12 protein-coding genes and 1 tRNA gene are annotated in these 15,851 nt (G+C 33.7%); 3 read left to right on the top strand and 10 right to left on the bottom strand.

The window, feature by feature from the left end:
- The coding region (locus EAH81_RS02275) for a transposase (RefSeq protein WP_140503273.1) at positions 1-263 on the top strand (263 nt) is incomplete at its 5' end.
- Between the two features lie 92 nt (positions 264-355).
- Here EAH81_RS02275 and EAH81_RS02270 read toward each other — a convergent pair.
- Positions 356-604: a GIY-YIG nuclease family protein gene (locus EAH81_RS02270; RefSeq protein ID WP_140503270.1), complete on the bottom strand. Its 249-nt coding sequence runs from the start codon at positions 602-604 to the stop codon at positions 356-358.
- A gap of 67 nt (positions 605-671) precedes the next feature.
- Positions 672-746: transfer RNA gene (locus EAH81_RS02265), tRNA-Val, on the bottom strand.
- A gap of 264 nt (positions 747-1,010) precedes the next feature.
- Here EAH81_RS02265 and EAH81_RS02260 point away from each other — a divergent pair.
- Positions 1,011-2,801 carry an ABC transporter ATP-binding protein gene (locus tag EAH81_RS02260; RefSeq protein WP_140503268.1) on the top strand — a complete coding sequence of 597 codons (1,791 nt, stop codon included), beginning with the start codon at positions 1,011-1,013 and terminating at the stop codon, positions 2,799-2,801.
- Positions 2,802-2,905: 104 nt separating this feature from the next.
- Here the strand turns inward: EAH81_RS02260 and acs are convergent, their stop codons facing one another.
- The 7 genes from acs to EAH81_RS02225 form a co-directional block, all read right to left on the bottom strand.
- A complete protein-coding gene (acs, locus tag EAH81_RS02255) occupies positions 2,906-4,813 on the bottom strand; it encodes an acetate--CoA ligase (RefSeq protein ID WP_140503266.1) in 1,908 nt (635 codons plus the stop codon).
- 501 nt (positions 4,814-5,314) lie between these two features.
- Positions 5,315-6,784, bottom strand: coding sequence for a ketol-acid reductoisomerase (ilvC, locus tag EAH81_RS02250; protein WP_140503264.1), 1,470 nt, complete (start codon positions 6,782-6,784; stop codon positions 5,315-5,317).
- A 64-nt stretch (positions 6,785-6,848) separates the two neighbouring features.
- Positions 6,849-7,370, bottom strand: coding sequence for an acetolactate synthase small subunit (gene ilvN, locus EAH81_RS02245; RefSeq protein ID WP_140503261.1), 522 nt, complete (start codon positions 7,368-7,370; stop codon positions 6,849-6,851).
- Positions 7,371-7,442: 72 nt separating this feature from the next.
- The gene (gene ilvB / locus EAH81_RS02240; RefSeq protein WP_140503259.1) at positions 7,443-9,131 is read right to left on the bottom strand and encodes a biosynthetic-type acetolactate synthase large subunit; all 1,689 of its coding nucleotides are present in this window, start codon (positions 9,129-9,131) and stop codon (positions 7,443-7,445) included.
- A gap of 180 nt (positions 9,132-9,311) precedes the next feature.
- A complete protein-coding gene (gene ilvD / locus EAH81_RS02235) occupies positions 9,312-10,985 on the bottom strand; it encodes a dihydroxy-acid dehydratase (RefSeq protein ID WP_140503257.1) in 1,674 nt (557 codons plus the stop codon).
- Positions 10,986-11,251: 266 nt separating this feature from the next.
- Entirely contained in the window at positions 11,252-12,370 is a 1,119-nt protein-coding gene (gene leuB, locus EAH81_RS02230; RefSeq protein ID WP_140503255.1) for a 3-isopropylmalate dehydrogenase, read from the bottom strand.
- Positions 12,371-12,459: 89 nt separating this feature from the next.
- A complete protein-coding gene (locus EAH81_RS02225; RefSeq protein ID WP_140503253.1) occupies positions 12,460-13,635 on the bottom strand; it encodes a 2-isopropylmalate synthase in 1,176 nt (391 codons plus the stop codon).
- A 155-nt stretch (positions 13,636-13,790) separates the two neighbouring features.
- Here EAH81_RS02225 and EAH81_RS02220 point away from each other — a divergent pair, with 155 nt between their 5' ends.
- Positions 13,791-15,335, top strand: coding sequence for a hypothetical protein (locus tag EAH81_RS02220; protein ID WP_140503251.1), 1,545 nt, complete (start codon positions 13,791-13,793; stop codon positions 15,333-15,335).
- A 279-nt stretch (positions 15,336-15,614) separates the two neighbouring features.
- On the opposite strand, the gene EAH81_RS02215 is transcribed toward EAH81_RS02220, so the two are convergent.
- A complete protein-coding gene (locus EAH81_RS02215; protein ID WP_140503249.1) occupies positions 15,615-15,797 on the bottom strand; it encodes a hypothetical protein in 183 nt (60 codons plus the stop codon).
- Positions 15,798-15,851: the final 54 nt, after the last annotated feature.

Genomic DNA, 15,851 nt, shown 5'->3' with positions numbered 1-15,851 from the left:
AGAACACAAAAGATAAAATCATAGGCTTTGCTAAACTAGCCAAATGGCACGAAAAAGTAAATCAATCTGGATTTAAATCTTTTGGTACAATCTCTCGCACAATTATAAATCATTATCAAACCATATTGAATTATTTTGACAACAGAAGCACCAACGCTTCGGCAGAATCTTTCAACGCAAAAATAAAAGCATTTAGGTCAAAATTCAGGGGCGTTAGAAATATAGAATACTTCCTTTTCAGACTAACTAATATTTATGCTTAATTTTTGCTACTCCACAGGTTTTCGTGTTGATCCGTTCGAACCCCCGACCACTTCCGATGAAAAATCGGAATGCTCTGAATCAGCTGAGCTAATTATTTATTTTTAATTAATTCTTGAATTTTTATTCTGCTTTTCCATGCTTTAATTTGTAATTCTCTTTTATGTGCCAGTTCTTTTGTTTCATAATTTTCGGTATAAACTACTTTCCAGTCATTTACATTTCCTRTAAAACCTTTGCTTTTTTGATTATGACGAASAAGTCTTTCTTCTAAATTAGAAGTAAATCCAATATAGAATCTATTCTTGCTTTCGCTAAATAAGATGTAAACAATAAAATTCATAAAATTGTTTTATAGCCATAAAAAAACCTCCAAAATCAAATGACTTTGGAGGTATTTTAAAAATCTGTGGGCGATGAGGGGTTCGAACCCCCGACCCCCTCGGTGTAAACGAGGTGCTCTGAACCAGCTGAGCTAATCGCCCTCTTTTACTAGGTTGCTATCGTTTCGTGATTGCGAGTGCAAATGTACAGCTAGATTTTGTATTTACAAGTGTTTTTAGATAAAAAAATGAAAAGTTTTTCAGTGTTTTTCCTTATTAATCTCAATTACAGATTTTTAAATTCAAATAAAAATGGCAATTTCTTTACATTTAGTTAAAAACAAGAATACGGAAGTCTAATTAATAATATTCTTTTGTAATCATTTGCTATAGTCATACATTTGCATATCTTAATTGTATACTCAAATGGCAAGATTTCAAGAAAATGATTTACCTAAGGCTAAATTAGACTCTAATTCACTTCAAAAAGCTTTCAGAATTTTTAAATACGGCAAAGGTCATAAATGGAAATTTTTCCTTGGTTTGATCTTCTTATTATTAACAAGTGCTACTGCCCTCGCCTTTCCTAAGTTAATGGGAATGCTTGTTGATTGTGTTACCAATAAAAACCTTAGCAGAGCCAACGAAATTGCCGTTGGACTAATGGTAATTCTTACGCTTCAGGCGATATTCTCTTTTTTTAGAATTTCTCTCTTTGTTAATTTCACGGAGAACTCTTTATCCAATATTCGTTTTGCTTTGTATGAAAATCTGGTAAAACTACCGATGTCCTTTTATTCTCAAAAACGTGTTGGAGAATTAAATAGCCGAATCAGCGCTGATATTTCCCAATTGCAAGACACTTTTACCACTACAATAGCCGAATTTTTACGTCAGTTTATATTAATTGTTGGAGGTTTCGTTATTTTAGGAAATATTAGCCCGAAACTTACTTTGATGATGTTGGCAATTGTACCAATTGTTGCCGTTGCAGCTGTTATTTTTGGAAGATTTATTCGTAAATACGGAAAGAAAACACAAGACAAAGTAGCAGAAAGTCAAGTTATCGTCGAAGAAACGCTTCAGGGAATCAGTAATGTGAAAGCTTTTGCTAATGAATGGTACGAAATTCAGCGTTATAAAAATAAAATCAAGGAAATCGTAAAAATCGCTATCAAAGGCGGTCAATATCGAGGTTATTTTGCATCGTTTATTATTTTATGTCTTTTTGGTTGTGTTGTTGCTGTCGTTTGGTACGGAATAACTTTAACTATTAAGGGTGAAGTTCAAGGCGTTGGAGATTTGATCTCATTTGTGCTTTATACAACCTTTATTGGTGCGTCTTTTGGTGGAATTGCCGAGATGTATGCACAAATTCAGAAAGCGGTTGGAGCAACAGAACGTGTTTTCGAATTATTGGAAGAAACTCCGGAAGATATCAAAGCAGGTCCGAAAGCACCAATTGTAGAAAAAATTAAAGGAAATGTTTCTTTCAAAAGTGTTGCTTTTAGTTACCCTTCAAGAAAAGAAGTTCAGGTTTTAAAAGATGTAAATTTCACTGCAGAATTTGGACAAAAAATTGCAATTGTTGGACCAAGTGGAGCAGGAAAATCAACTATTTCCTCTTTATTACTTCGTTTTTACGATATTACTTCGGGCGAAATTTTGGTTGACGGAAAAAATATCTACGATTATGATTTAGAAAATCTTCGTGGAAACATGAGTATTGTTCCGCAGGATGTTATTTTATTTGGAGGAACAATCAGAGAAAATATTGCATACGGAAAACCAGATGCAACAAATGAAGAAATTATGCTTGCAGCAAAACAAGCAAATGCGCTAAACTTTGTAGAAGGATTTCCGGAGAAATTCGAAACTTTGGTTGGAGAACGCGGCGTAAAATTATCCGGAGGACAGCGTCAACGTATTGCGATTGCCAGAGCATTGCTTAAAAATCCAAGTATTTTGATTTTAGACGAAGCTACATCATCATTAGACAGCGAAAGCGAAAAACTAGTTCAGGAAGCCTTAGAAGTATTAATGGAAGGAAGAACGAGCATCATTATTGCACACCGACTTTCGACTATTAGAAACGCAGATAAAATTTTAGTTTTAGACAACGGAGTAATAACGGAAGAAGGAACACATCAGGAATTAATAAATCTTGAAAACGGTATCTATAAAAACTTAAGTAATCTACAGTTTAGCAATTCGTAGTGAGCAGACAAACCCGACGGATTTTTAAAACCTGTCGGGTTTAGAACGCATAAAAAAACTCCAATCTTCATTGGAGTTTTTTATTTTATAAAGTTGAGAAATTATTAGATTTTATCTTTCATAATTTCTTCTACAATTTCAGGATTTAATAATGTTGAAGTATCTCCAAAATTAGAAAAATCTCCTTCGGCTATTTTACGTAAAATTCTACGCATAATTTTTCCTGAACGTGTCTTTGGCAAACCGGACACAAACTGAATTTTATCCAGTTTTGCAATTGGACCAATGTGATCAGAAATGTATTGGTTAATTTCTTTAGACAGATTTTCTTTATTTCTAACTTCTCCTGTTTCTTTCAAAATTACATAACCATACAAAGCATTTCCTTTAATATCGTGTGGAAATCCAACAATTGCAGATTCTGCAACCGCAGGATGTTCGTTAATTGCATCTTCAATAGGAGCTGTTCCTAAATTATGTCCGGAAACAATTACAACATCATCTACTCTACCGGTAATTCTGTAATAACCTACTTCGTCTCTTAAAGCTCCGTCTCCTGTAAAATATTTTCCGGGAAAAGAAGAAAAATAAGTGTCTTTGTAACGTTGATGATCTCCCCAGATTGTTCTGGCGATTCCTGGCCACGGAAATTTAATACATAAACTTCCAACAACTTGGTTTCCTTCGATTTCATTGCGTTTTTCATCCATTAAAACAGGTTGAATTCCCGGTAATGGCAAAGTTGCATAAGTTGGTTTTGTTGGAGTTACAAAAGCAATTGGAGAAATCATGATTCCGCCAGTTTCAGTTTGCCACCAAGTATCAACCACCGGACATCTCTTATCTCCAACGTGGTCATTAAACCAGTGCCAAGCTTCTTCGTTGATTGGTTCTCCAACAGATCCAATAACTTTAAGTGATTTAAGTGGATATTTTTGAATGTAATCTAAACTTTCTTTTGCTAACGAACGAATTGCTGTTGGCGCAGTGTAGAATTGTGTGATTTTATGTTTTTCGATAATATCCCAAAAACGGCTAAAGTCAGGATAAGACGGAACTCCTTCAAAAATTACAGTTGTTCCACCATTTAATAATGGCCCGTATAATATATAAGAGTGACCTGTAATCCAACCAATATCTGCTGTACACCAAAAAATGTCATTTTCTTCATGAGCAAAAACATTTTTAAAGGTATAAGCCGTATAAACCATATATCCGGCTGTAGTATGAACCATTCCCTTTGGTTTACCTGTAGAACCGGAAGTGTATAGGATAAATAAAGGATCTTCAGCATCCATAATTTCAGCAACACTATTGTCTAAAGCTGCGTCTAATAAAGGCTGTAACCATTGGTCGCGACCTTCTTTCATTTTAACTTCTGTTTGAGTTCTTTTAGCAACTAAAACCTTAGTAACTGAAGGACAAGAGTCTAAAGCTTCATCAACAATTCCTTTTAAATCGATTGTTTTACTTCCTCTGTAACCACCATCAGATGTGATAACCATTTTGCATTCGCAATCATTAATTCTTGCAGAAACTGCAGAAGCTGAAAAACCAGCAAAAATAACCGAATGAATTGCTCCAATTCTGGCACATGCCAATACTGCAACTGCCAATTCAGGAATCATTGGTAAATAAATACAAACTCTGTCTCCTTTACGAACACCTTGCTCACGCAAAACATTTGCCATTTTTGAAACTCGTTCATACAATTCGTTATATGTAATATGTAAAGCTTCTTCAGAAGGATCGTTCGGTTCAAAAATAATAGCCGTTTTTTCTCCTCTTTTGCTTAAGTGTCTGTCTATACAATTCTTTGTAATATTAACTTTAGCTTCAGTAAACCATTTTACTTCGGCATCAGCCATATTAAAATCAACTACTTTATCCCATTGTTGATACCAAGTGAAATTTTCCTCAGCTATTTTTCCCCAAAATTTCCTTGGTTCTCTTATTGACTTATTGTAATGTTTAAAATATTGTTCTAAATTTTCAATTTTATAATAACTCATATGTTTTTGGAATTTTTTTTATAAATGTATTAAATATCAGCGTATTCTTAAAATTATTTAATTCATAAATTTCAGCATAAAAAAACACATATTAAAAAAAATATGCTTTTTTTCTGTCTATTATATAAAATTTTAGTTTTTGAGGCTAAAATACATATTGCAAAAAAGGCGCAATAAATAAATACTACGCCTTTTTAATTTAACAATTTCAATAACAATTAATTTCGTAATTCTGCATTACAATGCTATATCCTATTTTGAAAATAGAAGCATCTTTATTAATCAAAATAGAAACTTACAGCAAGTATGTTTATTTTTAAACATACTCCCATTTTAGGGATTAGCTTCACTTAACTTACTTACTCACAGAAGTTAAGTGAATGCAAAATGCATCTATATCCAATTTTTTTTAATAAGTGCTTACTAATTCAAAATATTATATAAAAAGAGATACAGTGCAAAATCCCATCACACCCGAATGTGTGGTAATTCCCAATTTTATTATCCAATTTTTTTCATAGCAGTCATAGATTCTCTCAACCATGCTCCTACTTCTTCGATAGGATGTTGACGAATTTCTTTGTTTACTGCAATTAATATAGCATTATCTACTCCGTTTGAAGTTGAAAATGGTTTTCCTATAATGTTAGTTTCAACAGTTTTCATATATTCTGTCAATAACGGTTTACAAGCATGGTCAAATAAATAACAACCATATTCTGCTGTATCCGAAATAACACGGTTCATTTCAAACAATTTTTTTCTTGCGATTGTATTTGCAATCAAAGGCAATTCGTGCAATGACTCATAATAAGCTGATTCTTCGATAATTCCAGCTTCTGTCATTGTTTCAAAAGCCAATTCTACACCAGCTTTTACCATTGCAATCATCAATACTCCATTGTCAAAATATTCTTGTTCAGAAATTGGAGCTTCTTGTGGAGCTGTTTTTTCGAAGTTAGTTTCTCCGGTTGCAGCTCTCCATTTCAATAAATTCACATCATCATTAGCCCAGTCAATCATCATAGTTCTTGAGAATTCTCCAGAAATAATATCATCTTGGTGCTTTTGGAATAACGGACGCATGATGTCTTTTAATTCTTCAGCAATTTCATAAGCTTCGATTTTTGCAGGATTTGATAAACGATCCATCATATTGGTAATACCACCATGTTTCAAAGCTTCAGTGATAGTTTCCCATCCGTACTGAATTAATTTTGAAGCATATGCCGCATCGATTCCTTTTTCGACCATTTTATCAAAACATAAAATAGATCCCGTTTGCAATAATCCGCAAAGGATAGTTTGCTCACCCATTAAATCTGATTTTACTTCGGCAACGAAAGATGATTTCAAAACTCCTGCTTTGTGTCCTCCAGTTCCTACAGCGTAAGCTTTTGCCTGATCTAAACCAAAACCGTTTGGATCGTTTTCAGGGTGAACAGCGATTAAAGTTGGTACACCAAATCCTCTTTTGTATTCTTCGCGAACCTCAGATCCGGGACATTTAGGAGCACACATAATTACCGTAATATCTTTACGAATCTGCATTCCTTCTTCAACAATATTAAAACCGTGAGAATAAGCTAATGTAGAATTCTGCTTCATTAATGGCATAATGGCAGTAACTACAGCAGTATGTTGCTTATCCGGAGTTAAGTTACAAACTAAGTCAGCAGTTGGTATTAATTCTTCATAAGTACCTACAGTAAAACCGTTTTCAGTAGCATTTTTATAAGAAGCTCTTTTTTCAGCGATTGCATCTGCACGTAATGCATAAGAAATATCCAAACCAGAATCTCTCATGTTTAAACCTTGATTCAAACCTTGTGCACCACAACCTACGATGACAACTTTTTTTCCTGCAAGAGCAGCAATTCCATCTGCAAATTCAGATTGCTCCATAAATTCGCAAACTCCTAATTGTTCTAATTGTAATCTAAGTGGTAATGTATTGAAATAATTTGCCATTTTGTTTTTAATATTTAATGAATGTTGTAATTTAATAATTGATTATTATGTAATTAAGATGATACTATTTGAATGTTTCTAACAATGTCGAAATTTCCATTTTTTCTTTAGAAACTGATATTCTGCCTGAGCGTACAAATTGCATGATACCGTAAGGTTTAAATTTTTCATACAATTCTTCAATTTCAGAACGTCTACCTGATTTTGAAATCACAAAGAAATCACGAGAAACGGTTACTATTGTAGACTGGCTGTCTTTGATGATATTCTGAATTTGTTTTTCATCAAACAACAAGCTTGAAGCAATTTTGAATAATGCATTTTCCAAGTAAATAGTTTCTTCATCTGTATGGTAAAAAGCTTTAATTACTTCGATTTGCTTTTCTATTTGTCCAACAATATTCTTAACCCATTTTTCTGTTGTTTCTACAACGATAATAAATCTTGAAACATTTTCTATTTCTGATTCTGAAACGTTTAGACTTAATATGTTAATGTGACGCTTTAAGAATATTCCTGATATTCTATTCAATAAACCCACATTATTTTCTGAATATACCGATATGGTAAATGTTTTATCTTCCATGTTATTTTGTTTAAAGTTTTTCTTGTTTCAGTCCCGATAGCTATCGGGATTGAAACAAGAAACTTTTTTTCTTTAGCTTAATCTAATTTCAGAAACACATGCTCCTGTTGGAATCATTGGGAAAACATTGTTTTCTTTTTCTACCATAACTTCTAAGAAATAAGAATCTTTTGAAGCCATCATTTCTGCGACAGCTGCATCTAAATCTTCTCTTTGTGTTACTTTTTTAGATTTGATATAATATCCTTCGGCAATTGCCACAAAATTTGGATTAATCATTTTTGTTGAAGCATATCTGTTGTCAAAAAACAATTCCTGCCACTGACGCACCATTCCTAAAAACTCATTATTTAAAATGACAATTTTCACTGGTACTTTAGTCTGGAAAATAGTTCCCAATTCCTGAATGGTCATCTGGAATCCTCCGTCACCAATAATAGCTACAACTTCACGATCCGGTCTTCCCATTTTGGCTCCAATCGCAGCGGGTAAAGCAAATCCCATTGTTCCTAAACCTCCAGAAGTAATATTACTTTTGGTAGAATTAAATTTAGCATAACGACAGGCAAACATTTGATGCTGACCAACATCAGAAACGATAATTGCATCACCTTTTGAATGTTTATTGATCATTTCCATAGTTTCACCCATAGAAATTCCTTTATTATTTGTTGGATTTAATTCTTCATTAATAACCGAATCCAATTCTATTTTATAAAATTCTTTAAATTCATTGTGCCAGGATTCATGAGAATTTTTATCAATCAGTGGTAACAAAGCATTTAAAGCTTCTTTTACATCTCCTAAAACAGCTACTTCTGTTTTTACGTTTTTATCAACTTCTGCAGGATCAATTTCAAAGTGAATTACTTTTGCCTGTTTTGCATAAGTCTTTAAACTTCCTGTAACACGATCATCGAAACGCATTCCCAATGCAATTAACACATCACATTCGTTAGTCAGCATATTAGGTCCATAATTTCCGTGCATTCCTAACATACCTACATTTAGCGGATGATCTGTTGGAAGTGCTGAAAGTCCCAGAATTGTCCAAGCAGCAGGAATTCCTGATTTCTCAATAAATGCTTTTAGCTGTTCTTCGGCTTGACCAAGAATAATTCCCTGACCAAAAACAATGAAAGGTTTTTTGGCATTGTTGATTAAAGAGGCAGCTTCGGCAACTTTGTCTAACTTTAATTTCGGAACCGGAATATAACTTCTGATTGCGGTACATTTTTCATAACTAAAATCAAACTCATCAAACTGAGCGTTTTTAGTAATATCAATCAAAACAGGTCCAGGACGTCCCGAACGTGCAATGTAAAACGCTTTTGCAATAATCTCAGGAATTTCAGAAGCTTCCGTAATCTGATAGTTCCATTTGGTTACCGGAGTTGAAATCCCGATAATATCAGTTTCCTGAAAAGCATCAGAACCCAATAAATGTTTTCCAACTTGTCCAGTAATACAAACCATTGGAGTCGAATCAATCTGAGCATCTGCAATTCCGGTAACTAAATTTGTTGCTCCCGGCCCAGAAGTTGCAATCGCAACCCCAACTTTCCCTGTAGCTCTCGCATATCCTTGAGCTGCATGTGTTGCACCTTGTTCATGACGTACTAAAACATGGTGTAATTGGTCTTGAAATTTATATAATTCGTCGTAAACCGGCATGATTGCTCCTCCCGGATAACCATAAATTAAGTCTACTCCTTCTGCTAATAAACATCTTATAACGGCTTCTGCCCCTGATATTCTCATAGTATATTTTTTTTATCAATTCAATCTCAAAACTCAATTTAAAAATTCAATGGCAATGTCAAAATCAATTTTCAATGGTACTTTTAAATTGATCTTTCAATATTTCTATTTTTTATTGCTATTGCTTTTTGATATTGTGATTGTTATTGCAATTGATTTTTGATATTGTTTCTTGTATAATTATTTATCGGTAACGCAACCTGTAGAAGCGCTTGAAACCGATCTTGCGTATTTAAGTAAAACTCCTTTTGTAACTTTTAACGGTGGTTGTACCCAAGCCGCTTTTCTAGCCGCAAATTCTTCGTCGGATATTTTCAGGTTGATTGTATTATTTACAGCATCGATGGCAATTAAATCCCCATCTTTTACTAGCGCAATACCACCACCATCATAAGCCTCTGGTGTAATGTGACCTACCACAAAACCATGTGAACCTCCAGAGAACCTACCGTCTGTAATAAGAGCGCAGCTGCTTCCTAGTCCGGCTCCAATAATTGCCGATGTCGGTTTTAGCATTTCAGGCATCCCCGGACCACCTTTTGGTCCACAATACCTAATGACGACTACATTACCCGGTTTTATTTTTCCGGCCTCAAGACCTGGAATTACTTCAAATTCTCCTTCGAATACTACAGCCGGACCTTCAAAATATTCTCCTTCTTTTCCGCTGATTTTTGCAACAGCACCTTCAGAAGCAAGATTTCCGTATAAAACCTGAATATTTCCTGTTGGTTTTAAAGCTTTTTGAATTTCATGAATTACTTGCTGTCCATCTTGTAAATCCGGAGTATTTGCTAAATTTTCTGCAACTGTTTTACCGGTTACAGTCAAACAATCTCCGTGAATCAATCCTACTTTTAGTAAATATTTCATTATAGAAGGAATACCTCCAACTTCGTGAATATCCTCCATCATGTATTTTCCACTTGGTTTCATGTCCGCCAATACTGGTGTTTTATCGTTGATTGCCTGAAAATCATCCAAAGTAATTTCGATATCTACTGCATGAGCCATTGCAATTAAGTGCATAACCGCATTTGTAGAACCTCCTAAAACCGCAACAATTGTAATGGCGTTTTCGAAAGCTTTACGAGTCATGATATCTCGTGGCTTAATATCTTTTTCTAATAATATTTTGATAGCTTCTCCTGCAGCAAGACATTCATCTCTTTTATCCTGACTCAAAGCAGGATTAGAAGAACTGTATGGCAAACTCATTCCTAAGGCTTCGATTGCAGATGACATTGTATTTGCCGTGTACATTCCGCCACAAGCACCAGCTCCCGGACATGCATTTTGAATAACACCTTTAAAATCTTCTGCTGTAATTTCGTTTTTTACTTTCTTTCCTAAAGCTTCAAAAGCCGAAACGATATTCAAACTTTCACCTTTCCATTTTCCGGAGTGAATTGATCCCCCGTAAACCATAAGCGACGGACGATTTAAACGCCCCATAGCGATTAAAGCTCCGGGCATATTTTTATCACAGCCAGGAATCGCAATAATACTATCATACCATTGTGCACCTGCAACTGTTTCTATAGAATCTGCAATTACATCACGAGAAACCAATGAAAAACGCATTCCTTCAGTTCCGTTTGAAATTCCGTCACTAACACCAATGGTATTAAAAATAAGTCCGACCAGATTTGCATCCCAAACACCTTTTTTAACATCTTTTGCTAAATCGTTCAAGTGCATGTTACAAGTGTTACCATCGTAACCCATGCTCACAATACCAACTTGTGCTTTTTTCAAATCTTCTTCAGTTAAACCAATTCCGTACAACATCGCTTGCGCTGCAGGTTGTGTTTGATCTTGAGTGATGGTTTTGCTGTACTTATTTAATTCCATTATGTATTATTTATTTTAATTTTTATTCAAAAAAAAACCTTCCAGTATTTGGAAGGTTTATAATATAGTTTTTCAATTATATTTATACCATTCCCTTCGCAGATGTGATAATCACATTGACAACAAAGACAGAAGTAATAATAATTGAGATTTGCATCTTTTATTTTTTAGTGTTACAAAAGTATGAAAACTTATAGGACTAAAAAAATAAAATCTCAACATTTTACAGACTTCTTGTTATTTATTTCATTATTTTAATAAAAACCTTAAACAATTGTCGATTGACCAATACTAACATTGTCATTATTAAAATACAATAGGTCGTCTTTGCTAAAAATAAAATTAGAAACAAACTCCCCTACTTCATTTGTACCAAATTTTGAATCTGGTTTTAAATCAGTTGTTACGACTTTAAATTCAATTGCTTTTTCAACCGCCTGATAAATTACATTTGCTTCTTTAAATAAACCAAAATGCTCTAACAACATTGCTGCGGATAATATAGAAGCAATTGGATTCGCAATATTTTTTCCTTTTGCCTGCGGGTAAGAACCGTGAATTGGTTCAAACAATGCATTTTTTTCTCCTAAAGATGCTGAAGCTAATAAGCCGATAGAACCTGTAATAACACTTGCTTCATCTGATAAAATATCTCCAAACAAATTTTCTGTCAAAATCACATCAAATTGTTTTGGATTTAAGATGATCTGCATTGCTGCGTTGTCTACAAATAAAAAGTCTAAAGCAACATCCGGATATCCTTCGCTCACTTTTTTAGTTACTTTTCTCCATAATCTCGAGGTTTCCAAAACATTTGCTTTGTCTACCATAGTTAGTTTTTTGCGTCGGTTTTGTGCCGATTTAAAAGCTAAATGTGCAATTCTGGTAATTTCTTCTTCTGAATACTCACATAAATCCGAAGCATGTGTTCCTTCTTCATTTAATGTTTTAGCTCCAAAATAAGCTCCACCGGTTAATTCTCTGAAAATAGTAAAATCAGCTCCCTCGATAATTTCTCTTTTTAATGGAGAAGCATCCAGTAATGATTTATATGGTTTTATAGGACGAATGTTGGCAAACAAACCTAGTTCTTTACGAAGCTTCAATAATCCTTGCTCCGGACGAACTTTTGCATTTGGATTATTATCATATTTAGGATCTCCAATGGCACCAAATAAAACTGCATCTGTATTCAAACACAGATTTAATGTTTGTTCCGGTAACGGATTTCCTGTTTTGTCAATAGCGATCGCTCCCATGAGCGCTTCTTCAAAAACAAATTCATGATTGTACACTTCGCCTATGGCGTATAAAGCTTTTTTGGCTTGTAAAATTACCTCTGGTCCTATTCCGTCTCCCGGTAAAACTGCTATTTTCAAATTCATAACGTCTCGTTCTTTATGTATTTAAATTCTTTTTTTTCTCTTTCTTCTTTCTTCTTTCTTCTATTCTCTATTCTCTATCCTCTTTTCAACTAACTTCTGATTAACTCGTCCTGAATTTTAGCTGCTTCAATAATCTGATGAATATCCGCATCAGCAACTTCTTTTTTAATATCGGCGAATCTCAAAAACTCAATATATACAATGTCTAATTGTACTTTTGTAAGCTCGTAACCTACTTTTTTAGCACGGTAAGCCAATGCCGCTCTTCCGCTTCTTGCCGTAAGGATAATCGAAGATTCATTTACTCCAACATCAAGCGGATCCATGATTTCGTAAGTTGCTCTGTTTTTGATTACACCATCCTGATGAATTCCTGAACTATGTGCAAAAGCATTCGCTCCAACAATAGCTTTATTTGGCTGAACGATCATTCCCATACTTTCAGAAACTAATCGGCTCATTTCATTCAATTCTCTTGTGTTGATATTGGTATCTAAGTTTAAATAAGGATGTTGTTTAAAAATCATTACTACTTCTTCAAGAGCAGTATTTCCAGCTCTTTCACCAATACCATTAATAGTACATTCTATTTGTCTCGCTCCATTTATAGCGCCTGCAATAGAGTTTGCAGTTGCCATTCCTAAATCATTATGACAATGACATGAAAGGATTACGTTCTCGATACCTTTTACGTTTTCTTTCAAATATTTGATTTTTGCTCCATATTCTTCCGGTAAACAATATCCTGTTGTATCAGGGATATTTAATACTGTTGCTCCGGATTTGATAACTTCTTCGCAAACTTTTGCAAGGAAAGCATTATCTGTTCTTCCAGCATCTTCTGCATAAAACTCAACGTCTTCTACATAAGATTTTGCATGAGAAACAGCAAATTTTGCTCTTGCAATAATATCTTCTCTTGTGGTATTTAATTTATGGAGTATATGAGATTCAGATGTTCCGATTCCAGTATGGATTCTAGGTCTTTTAGCATGCTTTAAAGCAGCTGCAGCAACATCAATGTCGTTTTTTACGGCTCTGGTAAGTCCGCAGACGGTTGCGTTTTCTACAATTTTACAAATCTCAGAGACCGATAAAAAATCGCCCGGACTTGACACAGGAAAACCTGCTTCGATAACGTCAACTCCCATTTTATCAAGTCGTTCTGCGATAACTAATTTTTGTTTAGTATCTAACTTACATCCTGGAACTTGTTCACCGTCGCGCAAAGTGGTGTCAAAAATTTGAACTTTCTCTCTATTCATATTCATTTATTTAATGTAATTTCACATCTTGATAACAAATATATATTGTACTACACGAGTATGAAATTCATTTTAATGAAATTATACTGTTCATAAAGCAATTTATAACGAGTTAAATTACTAATAATCAATAAGTTATATTATTATATTTTACAATGGCTAACCATCAAAAAGATTTCTTATTTGTTTTAATAAAATCACTTTCTAAATCCGAAAAAAGACAGTTTAAAATTTTTGCAAGCCGTTTAGAAACCAGTTCTAACACAAAATTCATTGAATTGTTTAATATTCTGGACAAGTCTGAAAACTATGATGAAAAACTGATTTTAAAAAGTGGAATCATTAAAAAAGTACAGCTATCTAACTTAAAATCATACTTATACAAACAAATTTTAGTTAGTATCCGACTAAATATTCCGAGTCAGAATATCCGTTATCAATTGCGTGAACAAATAGATTTTGCCGTTATTCTATACAATAAAGGACTATACAGGCAGAGTTTGAAAATCCTTGATAAGACAAAAATCATTGCGTTGGAAAATGATGAAAAATATATGGCGTATGAAATTGTAGAATTCGAAAAATTGATAGAATCGCAATATATTACCCGAAGTATTCAGGGCCGCGCCGATGAATTGGTTATTCAGGCAAAGGAATTGAATTACAGAAATACTATTTCTAGCAAATTATCGAATTTATCACTTCAGCTTTACGGAATCATGCTGAAAACAGGATATGTAAAAAGTGACGAAGAGTATAAATATATTGATGATTATTTCAACAAGCATATTGCAAAACTAGATGAAAGCAAATTTGGTTTCCGTGAGAAATACTGGTTTTACAACGCTAATCTTTGGAGAAGTTTTCTTGTACAGGACTTTTTAGCGAGTTATAAATATGCCTATAAATGGGTTCGATTGTTCTATGATAATCCAAACATGATTATTCAGAATCCTGTATTTTTCCTAAAAGGAAATCATTATTTTTTGGAGTCTTTATATATGTTGAAATACAAATCGAATTTCAAGAAGTATTTGACACTTTTAGAGGAAACAATTGAGGATCCTAAATTTCCTGTAAACGATAACATTGCATCGCTATCATTTCTATATGTTTACAACAATAAGCTGAATTTACATATTTTGGAAGGTACTTTTGCTGAAAGCGAATATTTGATTCCGGAAATTCTGGAAAAAATAAAATTGCACAGCGAACATCTTGACGAACATCACGAAATGTTGTTCTTTTATAAGATCGCCTCTATTTATTTTGGAAATGAAAAATACACAGAATGTATTCTTTATTTAGATAAGATAATCAACAACAAGAACTTATCAATGCGAGAAGATTTAATGTGTTTTGCGAGACTTTTGTCTTTAATTGCACATTATGAATTAGGAAAAGACTATTATTTAGAAAATCATCTTAAAAACACGTATAAGTTTCTAATAAAAATGAACGACTTACATGAAGTTCAAAAAGAAATTATCAAGTTCTTAAGAAATCTGAATAACTTATACCCTGCCGATATTAAAAAGGAATTCATAAAAATGCGGTTGCGCTTTATCGAATTAGAGAAAAATACCTATGAAAAAAGAGCCTTTCTTTATTTGGATATTATTTCATGGCTCGAAAGTAAAATCGAAAACAGAAAAATTGCCGATATTATTAAGGAAAAGGCAAAATTGAATAGCCGATAAAAGGGGAATTCCAATCCCTATGCCTCAGCATAAATTCCAATAAAAAAGCGTGAAAGATCTTAATCTTTCACGCTTTTTTGTCATTTCGATCCCGAGGCTTCGGGAGAGAAATCTTCGCAAGTAGCTCGACAAAGATTTGGCGATTTTGTTTACGGAAATACTAGTGTGATTTCTTGTTCCTCGAAATGACAAATTATAATCGAAAAGCAATCATCGATAAACCCAACAGTTCCGAAGCCTCGGGATTAAAAAGCTTATCAAGTTTATCGAAAATTGAGTTTATCTACAATAACAACAAATGGTAGTTCCTGTTTGACAAATATCTCCTTTACCCGGCGTATTCGAAATAACTCCTCCCGCTCCGCCGCATAATATGACACATAAAGGAATACCTCCAGAAATAGATTTCTGAGCATTCTTAGTTAAGATTTCAACATTTTCTAGGTTTTTTAAATTTTTCATAAATTGTTTGATTTGATTTGTTTCCTACTCTATTAGCTTTTCGGATTACGCTTT

Source organism: Flavobacterium pectinovorum, from assembly GCF_006438875.1.
Classification (GTDB): domain Bacteria; phylum Bacteroidota; class Bacteroidia; order Flavobacteriales; family Flavobacteriaceae; genus Flavobacterium; species Flavobacterium pectinovorum_A.
This window is presented reverse-complemented; position numbering and strand designations above follow the sequence as displayed.

Excerpts from the sequence above, each read along its gene's own strand:
- EAH81_RS02260 (WP_140503268.1), top strand. The coding sequence starts at position 1,011 with ATGGCAAGATTTCAAGAAAATGATTTACCTAAGGCTAAATTAGACTCT.
- acs (WP_140503266.1), bottom strand. The coding sequence starts at position 4,813 with ATGAGTTATTATAAAATTGAAAATTTAGAACAATATTTTAAACATTAC.
- ilvC (WP_140503264.1), bottom strand. The coding sequence starts at position 6,784 with ATGGCAAATTATTTCAATACATTACCACTTAGATTACAATTAGAACAA.
- ilvN (WP_140503261.1), bottom strand. The coding sequence starts at position 7,370 with ATGGAAGATAAAACATTTACCATATCGGTATATTCAGAAAATAATGTG.
- ilvB (WP_140503259.1), bottom strand. The coding sequence starts at position 9,131 with ATGAGAATATCAGGGGCAGAAGCCGTTATAAGATGTTTATTAGCAGAA.
- ilvD (WP_140503257.1), bottom strand. The coding sequence starts at position 10,985 with ATGGAATTAAATAAGTACAGCAAAACCATCACTCAAGATCAAACACAA.
- leuB (WP_140503255.1), bottom strand. The coding sequence starts at position 12,370 with ATGAATTTGAAAATAGCAGTTTTACCGGGAGACGGAATAGGACCAGAG.
- EAH81_RS02225 (WP_140503253.1), bottom strand. The coding sequence starts at position 13,635 with ATGAATAGAGAGAAAGTTCAAATTTTTGACACCACTTTGCGCGACGGT.
- EAH81_RS02220 (WP_140503251.1), top strand. The coding sequence starts at position 13,791 with ATGGCTAACCATCAAAAAGATTTCTTATTTGTTTTAATAAAATCACTT.
- EAH81_RS02215 (WP_140503249.1), bottom strand. The coding sequence starts at position 15,797 with ATGAAAAATTTAAAAAACCTAGAAAATGTTGAAATCTTAACTAAGAAT.